Raw genomic sequence first — 16228 nt, 5'->3', positions numbered from 1 at the left:
GCGCTGGCGTGCATAAAGGCACGCGCCACAGAGGATCGGCACCGAACGGCACGCCGCCCGCCAGCCCCACCGGCCAGCTCGCCCGAAGCAGCACAACATGGCTGGTGAGGGGGCAATTCGTGCACGAGATCCACCGCTGCGACGCGGGCCCCGCGTCACCGCTCGTAGATGGCGCGAACGTTTCCAGTCCGACCAAGAAACCCTCGAACACTTCGACCGCCATCGATAAATTGAGCGAGAAGCAGCACGGGGGTCCTGCAGAGGGGCTCCCGCACGGGGTGCATCGGGGGCTGGAAGACATGCGTACATCCGGTAGGCGACGACTCGCAGCCGCACCACCGCCGCAGCGGCGGTAGCACCCCACCACTTCTTCTGTCACGGGATCCGTGCGTGGCGGCACGGTCCTGACATCACCTCAGACACCACACACTCGCGCAGCGGCGAGCGTTCGGCACGCGTTCTGCTGCGCCCACAAGGCTGGAACCGTCACCGGCGATGACGATTCCGAACCTTCCTGAAACAGTTGAAGGGGAAAACGATGTCAGTCTCTGCTCAGCCACGCCTTGCCCTGGTGGGCGACCGCGGCAATCACGACGAGCCGTCCCACCCGAAGATCGACGCGATGCGTGAGCAGTGGGACTTGACCACCGAGTGGATACCGACCACCGAGATCCACGACGCCTCCCGCCTGGACGGCTTCGACGGCGTGTGGGTGGTACCGGGGGCGCCGTACTTCAACCAGAAAGGCGTGCACATCGCTGTGCGCCGTGCCCGGGAGAACCAGCTGCCGTTCCTGGGCACCTGCGGCGGCTTCTTCAGCGCCCTGATCGAGCACGCCCAGAACGTACTGCACCTGCCGGAAGCAGCCGGCGTCGACGAGGACCCCGAGAAGCTGATGCCTCTCGTCACCCCGCTGAAGTGCTTCTTCCGCGGGGAGAAGGCTCCACTGAAGGTCAAAGAGAACTCCCGGCTCGCCGCCATCTACGGCACGACCGAGGTCGAGGAGATCTTCCACTGCGACTACGGGCTGACCGACACCTTCATGAACGCCGCCAACCAGGGCTCGCTGCAGCTCAGCGCCTGGGACAGCGATGGCGCACCGCGCGCACTGGAGATCACCGGACATCCGTTCTTCATGGGCAGCCTCTTCCAGCCCGAGCTGTCGTCCGCACCGGGAGCCGAACACAGAATTCTCAAGGCCTTCCTGGCTGCCGTACGCACCAAGGCCAACGCCGGCGCCCTGCCGGCGCCCACGCTCTGACCATCACAGCACAGCTGCTTGCGACAAGGCCGTGCGGCGCTCCCGCACGGCCCGGGCACCGCCATGCCCGCCTCGTACCCCACACCGGGCGGAAGGATCCCCACCTCTCCATGAAGCGCGATCAGCACGGCCTGTCCCGGCGCGGCTTCGTCCGCGGCAGCGTCATCGGCGGCGCCGGCCTTGGAACGCCGGTCCTGCTTCCGGTGATCTCCGCACACGCCACCGAAGCGTCCGACACGACGGGCGGGCCGTCCGGTACCAGCGGCCGGCCAGGAATCAACTTCACCGATCAGTCCGCTGCGCTGACCCCGGACAAAACAGTCGCCACGGCCTGCCAGTTCTGCAACTCCAACTGCCGGCTCAACGTCGATCTCAAAGCAGGCCGAGTGCTGGCCGTGCGCGGTGAGGACCGCGACCCCGTCCAGCAGGGACAGCTGTGCGTCAAGGCCGAGCTGATGCCTCAGCTCGTCTACAACGCCGAACGGCTGACCCGCCCGCTGCGCCGCGTCTCCGGTGCAAAGGGCTCACCTCATTCCAGGTTCGAGGCCGTGAGCTGGGAGGAGGCCTTACGCACCATCGCCAAGAAGTTCCTGGACCTGCGCGACGCAGGACAGGCACACACCATCGCCAACCGCACCACCGGCCGTCTGCCCCGCGGCACCGGATCGCTCGTGGCCCGCCTGTTCGCGATGCTGGGCAGCCCCAACAACACCGACGTCGGCCCGGTCTGCAACGACGCCGGCGGCAACGCCCTGGCCACGACGTTCGGGCTGGGCAACTTCACCAACGGGTACGGAACCGACGGCGCGACGGGCAAGGACGACCTCGGCTCAGCCCGCCACTACCTCTTCCTGGGCACCAACCAGGCCGAAACCCACCCGGTGACCTTCGACTACCTGCTGCGCGGCCGCGAGAAGACCAACGCCACCCTGACCGTCGTCGACCCGCGCCTGACGCCGACCGGAGCCGTGGCCGACCGGTGGGTGGCGCCCAAACCGCACACCGACTTCGCGCTGCTGCTGGCCATGCTCCACCACATCGTGACCGAGGAGCTGTACGACAAGGCATTCGTCAGACGCTGGGTGGTCGGCTTCGACGAACTGCGCGCGCATCTGGCCAAGCACCAGTACACCCCCGTATGGGCGGCCAAGGTCACCGGTGTCAAGGCCGACGTCATCACCGAGATGGCCGTGCAGTACGCAACCGCGAAGCCGGCGGCGATCTTCTGCAACGCCGGGATCTCCCACCAGCTCGGCGCCTTCGATACCTACCGGGTGGCCACCTTCCTGGCAGCGGTGACCGGCAACATCGGGCAGCCGGGCGGCGGCTGCAACTTCATGCACAACACCTGGCCCGGCGACCTGCACCTGCCGCCACTGGAGGCCGAGGTGCCCAAGCGGCGTGAAGCGCTGCCGGTCGGTCCGGACTACTTCGCCGAGTCCGTCCTGACGAGCAACCCCTACCGGCTGCACGCGGTGATGACCCAGGGCAACCCGCTGGTGTCCTCCGCGAACACAACCAAGGTCAAGAAGGCATTCGAGCAACTCGACTTCTACGTCTACACCGGTCTGTTCATGGAAGAGGCCGCGTACTACGCCGACATCATCCTGCCGGTCTGCAGCGGGCTGGAGCTGGAAGGCGTCTACATGCGCCGCGACGACCGGGCCATCCGCTGGCAGGACAAGGCCGTCGACCGGGTCGGCGAGTCCCGGCCGGACTGGCAGATCTGGGTCGGCCTCGCGCATGCCATGGCAGAACTGGACACCCGCCGTCCCGCCGCTGAATGGCGCGCAGCCTTCCCGAAGCGGTGGATGGACTACCGGCGGCTGTGGGACGACTTCGTCACCCACACCCCCGGCATGGGTGGGATGACCCGCAGCCGGATGCAACAGCGCACCGAGCCGCTGCGCTGGCCGTGCCCGACCAAGGACCACCCCGGGGTGAGCACCCTCTACCTGGACCACCCCAGCTGGTACCAGGCCGCCGAAGCCCTGGACCCGGCCAACCGGGGCAAACGTTTCCTCACGCCCAGCGGCAAGATCGAGATCACCACCCCGGCGCTGGAGAAGAAGCTGGCGGTCACCGGGCACAGCGCCCTGCCGATCTTCTACACGCACCCCGAGGTCACCGGCAAAAACCCGACCCTGGCCTACAGCCGCAAGTTCGTCACCAACCCCATCAACCCCCAGGCCGTCACCCACCCGGTCCGCCTGGGCATTCCCGGAAGCGACGCGGTGCACCGTGACTTTCCGCTGATGGGCATGACCGGCCGGCCCAGTGTCGCCCACTTCGCCGAAGTCACCCACTGGACGCCGACGGGCAAACAACTCAACGGCATCCGCTTCATTCAGATCCACCCCGACACGGCACGCCGCTTGGGCATCGCCGACGGCGACGACGTCCGCGTCGAGAGCCCTCGCGGATCAGTGACGGGCACGGCGCTGCTGTGGGAGGGGATCAGGACGGACACCGTGTTCGTCCCCAACACCTTCGGCCCTGCCCAGAAGCTGGGTGATCTCTTCGACAGCCCACGCTACGAGGCGGCCAACACCCTCCCCGACGACCGCTTCTACGACAACCTCTCCGGCCAGCAGGCCTTCAAGTGCTTCGCCTGCCGGGTCGTCAAAGCCTGAACCGCTCAACGGTCACAGTCACCACCTCACCCATCCCCCACTGCTGGAGGCACCGCATGTCCGCCACGCCCGACCCGCGCCTTGAGGCCGAGTCCCTCACCGTCCGGACACTGGCCGGTTTCGACGAGACCGTCCGAGTCCTGGGATCCAAGAGCTACACCAACCGCTACCTGGCCATCGCCTCCCTGTCCGGGCAGGAGACGGTCATCGACAACGCGCTGCTGTCCGACGACACCGTCTACCTCTCCCGCGCCATCGAGGCATTCGGCCACGTCACCTGCGACATCGACCACGCCACTGCCCGCATACGCGTCACGCCCACGGGCCAGGCGATGCGCGCCCCGCGCGAGGAGATCTTCGTCGGCGGTGCGGGCACACCGCTGCGGTTCCTGATCTCCATGGCAGGGCACGCCGAGGGCACCACGGTCATCACCGGCAACGCCCGCATGCAGGAACGCCCCATGGGAGACCTACTCAAGGCGCTGCCCGCGCTCGGCGTGGACGCCACTGCGGTCCGCGGCAACGGCAGCCCGCCCATCCGCGTCGTCGGCGGCTCCTTCAAGGGCGGCGCCACCTCCATCAGCGGCGCCGTCTCCAGCCAGTTCACCTCCAGCCTGATCATCAACGCGCTGCGCGCCCAGACCGACACCGAGATCACCATCAGCGACGAGCTGGTCTCCAAGCCGTACGTGGAGATGACGCTCGCCGCGCTGAAGGAGATGGGCGTGAGCGTCGACCGGGACGGCTACCGGCGCTTCACCGTCCCGGCCGGGCAGCAAGCCCGCGGCGGGCAGGTCACCGTCGAGCCGGACGCCTCGGGCATGTCCTACTTCCTGGCTGCCGCCGCCATCCTGCAGTCCCGGGTCGTCATCCCGGGCATCGGCGCCGGCTCCCACCAGGGCGATGTCCACCTCGTCCAGGCGCTGGAACGAATGGGCTGTCGCACCGAGGTCAGCAACGACTCGATCACGGTGACCGGCGGACCCCTGCACGGCATCGACATCGACATGGAGGCCATGCCCGACGTCGTGCCCTCCCTGGCGATCGCCGCCGCCTACGCCGAGGGCACCACCCGCATCACCAACATCGCCTCCCTACGGGTCAAGGAGTGCGACCGCATCGCCGCCGTCACCACCGAGCTGCGCAAGATGGGCATCGACGTCGAGGAACACGCGGACGCGATGTACATCACCGGCGGCACCCCGCACGGTGCGGTCATCGACACCTACGACGACCACCGAATCGCCATGACCTTCGCCATCGGCGGCCTGCGCACCGAAGGCGTGGTCATCAAGGACCCCGGCTGCGTCGCCAAGTCCTTCCCCACCTTCTGGCAGACCCTCGACACCCTGCACCCCACCCTGGAGAGCACCAAGTGAGCACACCCGAACGGGTGCTCGCCGGCCCGGGCATCCTGCTGGTCCTCGACGGCTGGGGACACGCCGACGCGGCCGACGACAACGCCCTGTCACTGGCACGCACCCCGGTCCTGGACGACTTGGTGGCCCACCACCCGAGCACGCTGGCCGAAGCCTCGGGCGAAGCGGTCGGTCTGCTCCCCGGCACGGTCGGCAACTCCGAGATCGGCCACATGGTCATCGGAGCCGGACGGCCCCTGCCCTACGACAGCCTCCTGGTCCAGCAGGCCATCGACACCGGCGCCCTGCGCACGCATCCGCGGCTGGGCGCCCTGCTGGAAAAGATCGCCGATTCCTCAGGCGCGCTGCACCTGATCGGTCTGTGCTCGGACGGGCAGATCCACGCCCACGTCGAGCACTTGGGCGAACTGCTGGCCGCCGCGGCCGCGCACCAGGTGCAGCGGGTGTACATCCATGCGATCACCGACGGGCGGGATGTCGCCGACCACACGGGCGAGACCTACCTGAACCGGGTGGCCGAGCTGACCGCCCGGGCCGGCACGGGGCAGATCGCCACCGTCATCGGCCGCGGCTACGCCATGGACAAGGCCGGCAACCTCGACCTGACCGAGCAGGCGGTCACTCTGGTCGCCGACGGACACGGCTCCCCCGTCGACAGCGTCCACGCAGCGATCAGCTCTGGTGAGCGCGGTGATGAGTGGATCTCTGCGACCGTGCTCACGGCCGGCCGGGACGCAGCGGTCGCCGACGGGGACGCAGTGGTGTGGTTCAACTTCCGCAGCGACCGCATCCAGCAGTTCGCCGACCGCCTCAGCGAGCACCTGACGGCCACCGGACGCTCGGTGGACATGGTCAGCCTGGCCCAGTACGACACCCGTACCGCCATACCCGCTCTGGTCGAGCGCGCGGACGCCTCCGGTGGCCTGGCCGACGAGCTCGCCGCGGCCGGGCTGCGCAGCGTCCGCATCGCCGAGACCGAGAAGTTCGAACACGTCACCTACTACATCAACGGCCGTGACGGCACAGTGCGCAGCGGCGAGGAACACGTACGCATCACGGGGGACGCCAAGGCCGACTACATCGCGCGGCCCCGGATGAACCTCGACCGGGTCACCACGGCAGTGGTCGAAGCCGCCGGCCGCGCGGACGTCGACCTGGTCATCGCCAATCTGGCCAACATCGACGTGGTCGGGCACACCGGTCACCTGGCCGCCACCGTCACCGCCTGCGAAGCGACCGACACCGCGGTCGGCCAGATCCTCGAGGCAGCCCACAACAGTCACCGGTGGGTACTTGCCGTCGGCGACCACGGCAACGCCGAACGCATGACCAAGCAGGCACCCGACGGCACCGTACGGCCCTACGGCGGGCACACCACCAACCCGGTCCCGCTGGCGATCGTTCCCACCGGAACCGACGCGCCGGAACCCACGCTGCCGCAGACGGCCACGCTGGCCGATGTGGCCCCCACCATCCTGCACCTGCTGGGACACAAACCCGGATCCGCCATGACAGGAAGGCCCCTGCTGTGAGTCCCCTCGCCCCTATACCCACTCAGGCCCCGTGGCAGCAGGCTCTCGCTGCCTCCGGTTGTCTGGACAGGCCCCACATCGCGGCCGCCTTCGCCCAGGACGCCCTTGTCCGCAGGCTTGAGGCCGACGGCGTCGAGGCCGTGCTGCACGAGCCCGCCGACCGCTCCCGCGCAGTGCTGGGTCTGCACAACCCGTCCGCGACAGAGGCCCGCATCAACCTCAGCACCCTGCTGCCCGAACGCGCCGACTGCACCTGGCGCTTCTTGAGCGGCTCCATGCACACCAGCCACGCAGCCGACGGCGTGTACGTCCACCTGGACGCATCCGGCACTGCCTGGCTCACCGCAGCCCCGTAGGGGGAAGAGGGCGCCTCGGCCCGGGCCATCCACTTGGACACCCGCGTCCGTGTACTGGCAACTGTGAAATGCCGGTACCGCCCCGCCAGATCCACCGCAGCCTGCGCGGGCAGCCCCTACGGGTGCCTGCCCCGCGTTCTCTTTCAGGGCACCGCCAACCCCGAAGGATCCGACATGCACACACCCCTGCCCTTTTCGGCACCGGCTCTCCTCGTTGCCACACAACGGCACACCCGCTCCTGCCGCAGTCGGCCCCGGACCGTCAGGCACACCCGAACCAGAGCGGCCACGAGAACCGCCGCGCTCCTCGCTCGCGGTACGGCGACCCTGCCGGCGTCGCCCTACGCCCCGTCCTGCACGCCTGGTGCCGGACCATCTCCCGTCGGCACGACCGAACGGGACGTTCTCCTGACCCGGCTGGTCCTTCCCCGCCTGTCACACAGGTGACCGTCCAAGGGACCTCGCACGCCCCACTCCAGCGCATCCCTCATACCACGGTCACCCACGAAGGAAGGACTCCAGCAGTGTTCAGCAAGAATCGCCGCCTCGCATGCCTCGTCACCTCGGCCCTGGCGGTCATATCCCTGGCAGGCTGCGCCGACGGCGGAGCCGGAAAGAACGGCGCCCTGCAGGTCAGCGGGTCGACCACCGTGGCGCCGGTCGCCGCGGACGCGGCCCAGGCCCTCAAGGCCGACGGACTCGACATCACCGTGGCCACCCAGGGCGGCTCGGCCGGTGGCATCTCGCAGCTCGCCTCGGGGCAGATCAGCATCGCCATGACCTCGAAGCCTCTGGCCGAGGAGGACAAGGCCGCCAACTCCAGCACCGACTTCCTCTCCACACAGATCGGTGCCGACGCCGTCGGCATCATCGTCACCAAGCAGGTCGCAGACGCCGGGGTCAAGAACCTCACCGCAGCGCAGGTACGTGACCTGTTCGAAGGAAAGATCACCAATTGGTCCGAACTCGGTGGCCCGGATCTCGACGTCTTCGTCTACGACAAGGAACCGGGGCGCGGTACGCGGGAGGTCCTCGACAAGTACATCTACGGGGACGAGAAGGCCCCGCCCCCGCCCGAGTCGGACAACTTCGCCATCGTCGGCGGCAACCTCGAGACACGTAACAAGCTGGAGTCCACGCCCGGCGCTGTGGCGCCGCTGTCCACCAGCTTCGTCGAGGGACGCAAGGGTCTGGCCGCGGTGACGCTGGACGGCGTCGAGCCCTCCCCGGAGAACATCGCCTCCGGCAAGTACCCCATGGCCCGGCCGTTGTACTTGCTCACCGACGGCAAGCCGGAGGGAACCGCGAAGAAGTTCATCGACTACGTGCTGTCCTCCAAGGGCCAGGCACTGATGACCAAACACGGCTACCTGACTCTCAAGCAAATCGGGGAATAGCCGATGACGACCAGAACCCTGACTCGGCCGCCCGTCTCACCCGAGGCCGGCAGCCGCCCACGCCCGTCGAAGTGGATCTGGGGCTGGGTGTATGCCGGGGCGTTCGCCGTTGCGGCCCTGCTCCTGACCGTCGTCGGGTATCTCGGCGCAGGAGTCGCCGGCGGCCACGTCGACTGGCTGGAGTTGTTGTCCGAAGCCTCGTGGAGCCCGGCCAACTCCGTGTATGGCGGCCTGGCGATGATCTACGGCACGGCGGTGGTGTGCGCCCTCGCCCTCGCGATCGCTGTGCCCATCAGCTGGGCAGCGGCCGTCGCACTGTCGGAATATCTCCCGCCGCGCCTGGCCCGGCCGCTGCGCATGTGCGTGGAGCTGCTCGCCGCCGTCCCGTCCATCGTCTACGGCCTCATCGGCATCATGGTCGTCCGTCCGGTCATCGCGCAGATCGCTGACGTGCCCGGTGGAGACAGTCTCGCAGCCGCCGGTATCGTCCTCGCCGTCATGATCACTCCCACGATCGTGGCCGTCAGCGTCGATGCGCTCGCCGCCGTACCGGACCGCGTCCGCGAGGCCGCCTACTCACTCGGCCTGACCCGCCGGGAAGTGGTCCGCTCGGCGGTGCTTCCGCTAGCGCGGTCCGGTATGCGGGCGGCTGTTCTGCTGGGTCTGGCCCGGGCCCTGGGCGAAGCCATCGCGGTGTTCCTGGTCATCGGTCGGGCGGATGGCCGGCTCCCCACCAGCTTCGGGGGGTTCCTCGACTCGCTGGTTCACCCCGGCCAGACGCTGACCACGAAACTTGCCGGCCCGGAGCCCGTGCTGGCCGGAACGTCCGGTCCCTACTTCGCCGCGCTGTGCGGACTCGGCATCATCCTCCTGGCCTTGGTGGCCGTCGCGACCATCTGGGGCACACGAGGCCGTACCCGCAGCGCAGCGCTCAAGCGCACCCCCCGGTACCGGGGCACACCGCGGATGCGTTTGCAGCGGGACCGGCTGGTGATGGTGCTGCGGATGGGGGCCCTGCTGCTGCCCAGCGCTCTCCTGGTCGGCATGCTCGCTCTCCTGGTGACACGGGGAAGCTCGGCATTCAATCCGTCCTTCTGGTTCACGTCGGCGACGGGCGCGGCCGGCGGGGGCGTGCGTGACCAGATCGTCGGTACCGTGCTGCTCATCGCTGCCACGGGCATCCTGGCTCTGCCGCTCGGCTTCGGCGCGGGCATTTTGATCGGTGTCCACGCCTCCGAGCGCACTGCACGGTTACTGCAGACCTTCACGGTCGTCCTAGGAGGGGCACCGACGATCCTGCTGGGTCTGGCCGGGTTCGTGATCCTGTCCACCTCGATGGGCTGGGGCCGTTCCTGGCTGGCGGGCGCGATCGTGCTCGTTCCCGTCGTGGTGCCGGTGATCGCCCTGACCACCTCAGCCCGCGTCAGGAGTATCCCTCCCGAACTCACGGAAAGCGCCATGTCCCTGGGACTGACGCGCGCGCAGTTCGTCCGCTCTGTCGTCGTGCCGTACACCTGGCCGGCAACGATCACCGGCCTGCTTCTCGGCCTGGCCCGCGCCGCGGGCGAGACTGCCCCGTTGCTGTTCACCGCGACTGTCTTCTTCGGCGCGCCCGCCGTGCCCAGCGGCATCGTCGAATCGCCGGTACAGGCGCTGCCGACCCACATATTCACTCTTTCCCAGGACTCAGGTGATCCCCAGGCCGTCACCCAGGCGTGGGGAAGCGCCATGGTGCTGGTCCTGATCACCGCAGTACTTCTCAGCGCGGCGGTAGCGCTGCGCAACCGCTTCGAGGGAGAGCGATGGACAACGTAATTTCAGTGCGCCAACTGCGCGTACGCAGCCGCGAGAAGAATCTGGTCGGCCCCGTCTCCTTCAACGTCGAGCACGGCTCCACCACCGGGTTGTGCGGGCCTTCGGGAGTGGGCAAGTCCACGGTCCTGCGCGCCTTGGTAGAGCTGTTGCCGACCGGGCTGACACGTGAGGGAGAACTGCGGATCCTCGAGCGGACGATCGCGCCCGGCAAGGGGGACGCCGACCTGAGGGCAAAGGTCGTTCTCGTGCCCCAGACGCCGGTCGTCTTCGGCGGCAGCATCCTCGACAACGCCCTGTTCGGCCTCCGCCACGTTCAGCGGGCCTCCCAGCAGGCCCTGCGCGAGCGGGCAGAACAGGCGCTGGAAGAAGCAGGACTGTGGAAAGAGGTGGCCGACCGGCTCGATTCACCAGCGCAGAACCTGTCTGCCGGGCAGCGCCAGCGGCTCTGCCTTGCCCGTGCCCTGGCTCTGGAGCCGGCCGGGCTGCTGCTCGATGAGCCCACCAGCGCTCTCGACGAGCGCAGCAGGGACAAGGTCGAACAGTCCATTGCAGCGCTGCGCGGCCGCCGGGCGGTCCTCCTCGTCTCCCATGACCCGGCACAGGTGGAGCGCCTGTGCGATACGACCGTCCACTTGGATCAGCCCATGACGGCATCTGCGGCTGCCGCCGTGGGCTGATCACCGGCACGGCCACGAAAGCTCCACAGTCTCCAAGGGACCGGCCGAGTCTCCCGCTTCGTACTGCGCTGTGGTGCTCTGATCTCAGTGGCGCGAAGCCGGGGTCCTGGTTCCGCTCGGGCGCCCGCTATGCGCCGACCTGGCTGCGCTGATGCAAGATCTGCATCAGCGCAGCACGCACCCCCTCACCCAGCCTGTAGTAGACGAGGCGGCCATCGCGTCTGCTCTCGATCAGACCGATGCATCGCAACCGCTTCAAGTGATGGCTGACCGTCGCCTGGGACACCCCTACGTCCGCCAGTTCATGCACCGCGGCCTCGGCTCCCGACCGCTCCGTCAGCTGTATCAGAAGCTGCAGGCGGACAGGATCCCCAAGAGTCTTGAACACATTGGACCACCAGACCATGTCGGCTGCACTCAGCTCCAGGCACGACCCGTCACAGGCGGAGGCAGCCCCTCTCTGACACATGACAACTCCCTCCCAGCGTCCCTTCTGGGATCCGTTACCGGTTGGCATGTCCCTACGTCTGGGGCCGCTTTGCACTCGGCCGTTACTCGCCTGCAGGCCGCCTGAACCGAACGATTCAGGTGGTCTGCGACAGCAGGCCCGCCATCGCTGACAACACACCGGGCGCCACACGGTAGTACACCCAGCTGGCACGGCGCTCCGACTCAAGGAGTCCGGCCTCTCGCAGCTTGCGCAGGTGATGACTGACCGTGGGCTGAGAAACTCCAACATCCTGGATGTCACAAACACAAGCCTCTCCGCCCGGCTGGGCGGCGATTTTCGAGAACAGCCGCAGCCGGACGGGGTCGGACAGAGCCTTGAATATGACGGAAATCTTCTCCGAGTCGGCAGCAGACAGCTCTTCCTTCCCCAGCGGCTGGCAGCACAACGACACGGTGGCCTGCAGATCGGTGGAGCCCAGAGCCAGATTAGACATACCTCTATGTTGACATCCATCAAATCATTTGCCAAGCAGAAAACGGAACCCCTCTGCGCCCGATCGGGCACAGATTCGATGAACTTCTATGTTGACGGCCATCGATTCCAGGAGCATGCTGGACGGCATCGACAAACATCGAAGCCGAGGAGTCGTCGCACCATGCTGCCCACCGCCCCAGTTCTGCCCGTGGCCGTCATCGGCGCCGGCCCTGTCGGTCTGGCCGCCGCGGCCCACCTGTCCGACCGCGGTCTAAGCCCCCTCGTTCTCGAAGCGGGCCACACCGCCGGAACCGCCGTACGCGAATGGGCGCACGTACGTCTGTTCTCCACCTGGGGCGAAGTCGTCGATCCTGTCGCGGAGAAGCTCCTCGCCCCGACGGGCTGGAGCAAGCCCGACACCAGTACCTACCCCAGCGGCAGCGACTGGGTTGAGCACTACCTGCAGCCGCTCGCCGACGCGCTTGGTGACCGAGTCCGCTACGGTGCCCGGGTCACCGGTGTCTCAAGGGCCGGCCGCGACCGCATCGTGGACGCCGACCGCGACACGCAGCCTTTCGTCGTACACGTGCAATATGCCGACGGCCGCGAAGACCGGATCCTCGCCACTGCCGTGGTCGACGCCTCCGGTACGTGGGCCCTGCCCTCCCCCGCCGGCGGCAGCGGTCTGCGCGCTCTCGGCGAGCGCGCGGCAGCCGATTCCATCAGCTACCGCGTCCCCGACCTCACGGACCCGCGCGTGCGTGCCCGCTACGCCGGCAAGCGCACCGCCATCGTCGGCTCTGGTGCCTCCGCGTTCACCGCACTCGCCTCACTGGCCGATCTGGCTCGGTCCCAGGGCGGCTCGGAAACGAAGATGGTCTGGGTACTTCGCCGCGGTATCTCCGGCTCCACCTTCGGTGGCGGAGATGCGGACCAACTGCCCGCACGCGGTGCTCTTGGCCTGGCAGCCAAAGCCGCCGTCGACGACGGCCACGCCGAGGCGGTCACAGGCTTTCGTACCGAGGCTGTGGAGCGCGGCGCCGACGACCGACTGACCCTGATCGCAGAGGACGGCCGACGCCTGGACGCAGTGGACGAAGTCATCGTCCTGACCGGATTCCGCCCCGACCTGTCCTTCCTCTCCGAGGTGCGCCTGCGCCTGGACGAGCGCCTGCAGGCACCGGTGGAACTCGCCCCTCTGATCGACCCCAACCAGCACTCCTGCGGCACCGTCTACCCGCACGGCCACCGGGAACTGTCCCACCCGGAATCCGGCATCTACCTCGTCGGCATGAAGAGCTACGGCCGTGCTCCCACGTTCCTGGCTATGACCGGCTACGAGCAGATCCGTTCCGTGGCGGCCGCCCTGGCAGGCGATATCGACGCGGCCGACCGCGTGGAACTGGCCCTGCCTGAAACCGGTGTGTGCGGCGGCTCCGGTCTGTTCGACACGGCCGACACCTCCCAGGGCTCCACAGAAAGTTGCTGCGCCCCCGTTGATCCGCAACCGATCCAGCTCACCACCGTCTCACCCGGCTCGGCCGCCGTATCCGGCAGCTGCTGCAGCGCCTGAACACCACCGCCCGCGGCCGTCACAGCCGCGGGCAGCGCGCACCATCGAAACGGCAGGAGGAACGCTCCATGTCTCGGATACAACTCGCTTTGCGAGTGCCCGACTTGCAGGCCGCAATCACCTTCTACAGCAAGCTGTTCGGCACCGCGCCGGCCAAGCTCCGTGCTGGCTACGCCAATTTCGCCATCACCGAACCTGCCCTCAAGCTTGTTCTCATCGAAGGAACGGCTGGCGAGGACACACGCCTGGACCATCTCGGCGTTGAAGTGGCATCCACCGAGGACGTCCAGGCGGCCACCAACCGGCTGGCCCAGGCTGGGCTGGCCACCACCGAGGAGAAGAACACCGCCTGCTGCTACGCCGTGCAGGACAAAGTCTGGGTGCGCGGACCAGGCCAAGAGCCGTGGGAGGTGTACGTGGTCAAGGCCGACGCCGACACCCTGGTCAAACAGCCCGGAAGCACTTGCTGCACCCCCGCTGGTGCCACCCGGTCCGGACAGCAGCCCGACTCGGCCAGTTGCTGCTGACCGATATATGAGCGACCTCTCCACGACCACCGCGGCCGCCGTCATCGATCAACCGACGCGACCGCGGGCGGCCCTGCCCGCCCTGTGCCTGACCCAGATCACCAGCTGGGGCATCGTCTACTACGCCTTCCCCGTCCTCAACCCGCAGATCACCACTGACACCGGCTGGAGCGCGGCCACGACCACGGCCGCGTTCTCCGCCGCTTTGCTCGTTTCCGCCCTGGTCGGTATCCGCATCGGACGGATCCTGGATGCCCGCGGCCCACGCACGGTGATGACCACCGGCTCCCTCGTCGGCACGGCCAGCCTAATCGTCATCGCCACCGCGCCCAACCTGGCCCTGTTCACCGCCGGGTGGCTACTGGCCGGTCTCGCCATGGCCTCCACCTTCTACCAGCCCGCCTTCGCTGCGCTGACCCGCTGGTGGGCCCCCCACCATGTACGCGCCTTGACCATCGTCACTCTCGCCGGCGGCTTGGCCTCCACCGTCTTCGCACCCCTGACCGCCCAACTGACCAACCACTTCAGCTGGCGGCACACCTACCTGATCCTCGCCGCCATCCTGGCCGCCGTGACCGTGCCCGCCCATGCTTTCGCCCTGCGCGGCCCCTGGCCTCCCGCCCCGCCCCCGGCCAGAGTCGGCGCGGCCGTCAGGACCGCAGTCATCACCCGTAGCCGTCCCTTCCTGCTCCTGGCCACTGCCCTGACCCTCTCGGCGTTCGCGATGTACGCCGTGGTCGTCACCCTCGTCCCTCTGCTGCTCGACCGCGGCTACACCGCTACGCAGGCCGCTTGGGTCCTGGGGCTGGGCGGAGCCGGACAGACTCTCGGCCGCACTCTGTACGCCACCTTGGCCCGCAGAAGCTCACCAGCCCTGCGCGCCGTGGTCCTCGTCGGCCTGGGGGGAGCAACCACCACAGCCTTCGCCCTCTTCCCCGGGCCTTACTCTCTCCTGGCAGTGCTGGCCGTCATCGCCGGCGCCGTCCGCGGCAACCTGACTTTGCTGCAGGCCACCGCCATCACCGACCGATGGGGCACCCGCAGCTACGGCCGCCTGTCCGGGGTCCTTGCCGCTCCTGCGACCACCGCCTCCGCCCTCGCCCCGTTCGCCGGCACCGCCCTGGCCGTCCCGATGGGCGGCTACCCTCAACTGTTCGTCGCCCTCGCACTGGTCTCGGCCGCAGCCTCGCTCATCGCCTGGCACACCACACCGCCCGGTCGAACGACCTGACAGTCCCAGCCGGAAGGGCAGGAAACTCAAGCCACCGTGCTGCGTACGTCGGCGACACGGCCTACGCACCTGATCAGCTTCAATCCCTGTCGGGACCGGACAGCGGGAACCGACGACCTCGTCGGCGTAGCGCGAAGAAGCGCCACTGTCTGCAGTCGCTGTGTCGAGGCCCTGCTCCAACCGCCACCGAACATTTGATGAACTCGTAGTGCGGCCATTTTCGATCGTGCCAAAGTGATCACACAGCGTCTATGGTCAACGGGTGGCTGTCATAGATTTGCAGGCGTCGGAAGACGGGTTTCTCGAAGGCGGCTCATGCGGGCCAGGCCTGAACTGCACCCCCCTGGAGCGTTCCGAAGCCGAACAGCTGTCGGCCATCCTGAGAACCATCGCCGAGCCGACTCGGCTGCAGTTGTTCCGGCTACTGGAGCAGGCCCCCAACGGCGAGGCATGTGTATGCGACCTGGCCGACAGCCTAGGGCTACGCCAGTCCACGGTCAGCCATCATCTAAAGATCATGACCGAGGCCGGGCTCCTGGATCGTGAAAGGCGCGGCACATGGGCATGGTTTTCCGTCAACCATGAAGGACTGCAACGGATACGCTCCATCCTGGACCCGGCGCCCCAGACTTCATGCGACTGACCGCCTCAGGCGAGCGGACAGTGGCGGCCGTGTACGAAAGTCTGGCTCTCGACAGGGGCTGCTCTACTCTCCAGCTCTTTCGGCCAGACCTCTGAGGCTCTGAGTCCCGCGACGGCAGCTTCGAGGTCGGCGAGCCAATCGAGAGCCCAGTAGGGCGAAAGCATAGCTCCAGGTAAGTGAGAAGAGCCTTGCGAGGTTCGTGGACAAGGGGATTACCGATGGCACAACCCCCCACGTGCGTGGAGATGCCCCACCCTCGACGACCGGCCCGTGCACCTC

14 protein-coding genes are annotated in these 16228 nt (G+C 67.9%); 12 read left to right on the top strand and 2 right to left on the bottom strand.

The window, feature by feature from the left end; genetic code table 11:
* Positions 1–538 precede the first annotated feature (538 nt).
* From AOK11_RS20075 to AOK11_RS20040, 8 genes are all read left to right on the top strand, one after another.
* Complete coding sequence (locus AOK11_RS20075; RefSeq protein ID WP_055595105.1) at positions 539–1261, top strand: glutamine amidotransferase-related protein; 723 nt, start codon at positions 539–541, stop codon at positions 1259–1261.
* 110 nt (positions 1262–1371) lie between these two features.
* Positions 1372–3894 carry a molybdopterin-containing oxidoreductase family protein gene (locus AOK11_RS20070; protein WP_055595104.1) on the top strand — a complete coding sequence of 841 codons (2523 nt, stop codon included), beginning with the start codon at positions 1372–1374 and terminating at the stop codon, positions 3892–3894.
* 56 nt (positions 3895–3950) lie between these two features.
* Positions 3951–5273, top strand: a complete 1323-nt coding sequence (aroA, locus tag AOK11_RS20065) for a 3-phosphoshikimate 1-carboxyvinyltransferase (protein WP_055595103.1) — start codon at positions 3951–3953, stop codon at positions 5271–5273.
* A complete protein-coding gene (gpmI, locus tag AOK11_RS20060; RefSeq protein WP_055595102.1) occupies positions 5270–6805 on the top strand; it encodes a 2,3-bisphosphoglycerate-independent phosphoglycerate mutase in 1536 nt (511 codons plus the stop codon). Before aroA ends, gpmI begins: the two co-directional genes overlap by 4 nt.
* A complete protein-coding gene (locus tag AOK11_RS20055) occupies positions 6802–7161 on the top strand; it encodes a hypothetical protein (protein WP_055595101.1) in 360 nt (119 codons plus the stop codon). Before gpmI ends, AOK11_RS20055 begins: the two co-directional genes overlap by 4 nt.
* A gap of 524 nt (positions 7162–7685) precedes the next feature.
* The gene (locus tag AOK11_RS20050) at positions 7686–8558 is read left to right on the top strand and encodes a phosphate ABC transporter substrate-binding protein (RefSeq protein ID WP_055595100.1); all 873 of its coding nucleotides are present in this window, start codon (positions 7686–7688) and stop codon (positions 8556–8558) included.
* 3 nt (positions 8559–8561) lie between these two features.
* Complete coding sequence (gene pstC / locus AOK11_RS20045; protein WP_055595099.1) at positions 8562–10373, top strand: phosphate ABC transporter permease subunit PstC; 1812 nt, start codon at positions 8562–8564, stop codon at positions 10371–10373.
* A complete protein-coding gene (locus AOK11_RS20040) occupies positions 10361–11050 on the top strand; it encodes a phosphate ABC transporter ATP-binding protein (RefSeq protein WP_055595098.1) in 690 nt (229 codons plus the stop codon). Before pstC ends, AOK11_RS20040 begins: the two co-directional genes overlap by 13 nt.
* A 127-nt stretch (positions 11051–11177) precedes the next feature.
* On the opposite strand, the gene AOK11_RS20035 is transcribed toward AOK11_RS20040, so the two are convergent.
* Complete coding sequence (locus AOK11_RS20035; RefSeq protein ID WP_240497416.1) at positions 11178–11438, bottom strand: ArsR/SmtB family transcription factor; 261 nt, start codon at positions 11436–11438, stop codon at positions 11178–11180.
* 196 nt (positions 11439–11634) lie between these two features.
* A complete protein-coding gene (locus AOK11_RS20030; RefSeq protein WP_055595096.1) occupies positions 11635–11994 on the bottom strand; it encodes an ArsR/SmtB family transcription factor in 360 nt (119 codons plus the stop codon).
* Positions 11995–12156: 162 nt separating this feature from the next.
* Here AOK11_RS20030 and AOK11_RS20025 point away from each other — a divergent pair, with 162 nt between their 5' ends.
* From AOK11_RS20025 to AOK11_RS40265, 4 genes are all read left to right on the top strand, one after another.
* A complete protein-coding gene (locus AOK11_RS20025) occupies positions 12157–13548 on the top strand; it encodes an FAD-dependent oxidoreductase (protein ID WP_055595095.1) in 1392 nt (463 codons plus the stop codon).
* 68 nt (positions 13549–13616) lie between these two features.
* Complete coding sequence (locus tag AOK11_RS20020; protein WP_055595094.1) at positions 13617–14075, top strand: ArsI/CadI family heavy metal resistance metalloenzyme; 459 nt, start codon at positions 13617–13619, stop codon at positions 14073–14075.
* A gap of 7 nt (positions 14076–14082) precedes the next feature.
* The gene (locus AOK11_RS20015) at positions 14083–15306 is read left to right on the top strand and encodes an MFS transporter (protein WP_055595093.1); all 1224 of its coding nucleotides are present in this window, start codon (positions 14083–14085) and stop codon (positions 15304–15306) included.
* Between the two features lie 262 nt (positions 15307–15568).
* On the top strand, positions 15569–15949 hold the full coding sequence (locus tag AOK11_RS40265) for an ArsR/SmtB family transcription factor (protein WP_079034969.1): 381 nt from the start codon (positions 15569–15571) through the stop codon (positions 15947–15949).
* The last annotated feature ends 279 nt before the right edge of the window (positions 15950–16228 follow it).

Origin of the sequence: Streptomyces hirsutus, assembly GCF_001418415.1 — a bacterium.
Classification (GTDB): Bacteria; Actinomycetota; Actinomycetes; order Streptomycetales; family Streptomycetaceae; genus Streptomyces; species Streptomyces hirsutus.
Note: the sequence above shows the minus strand (reverse complement) of the source record. Positions and strands in the feature narration are given on the sequence as shown.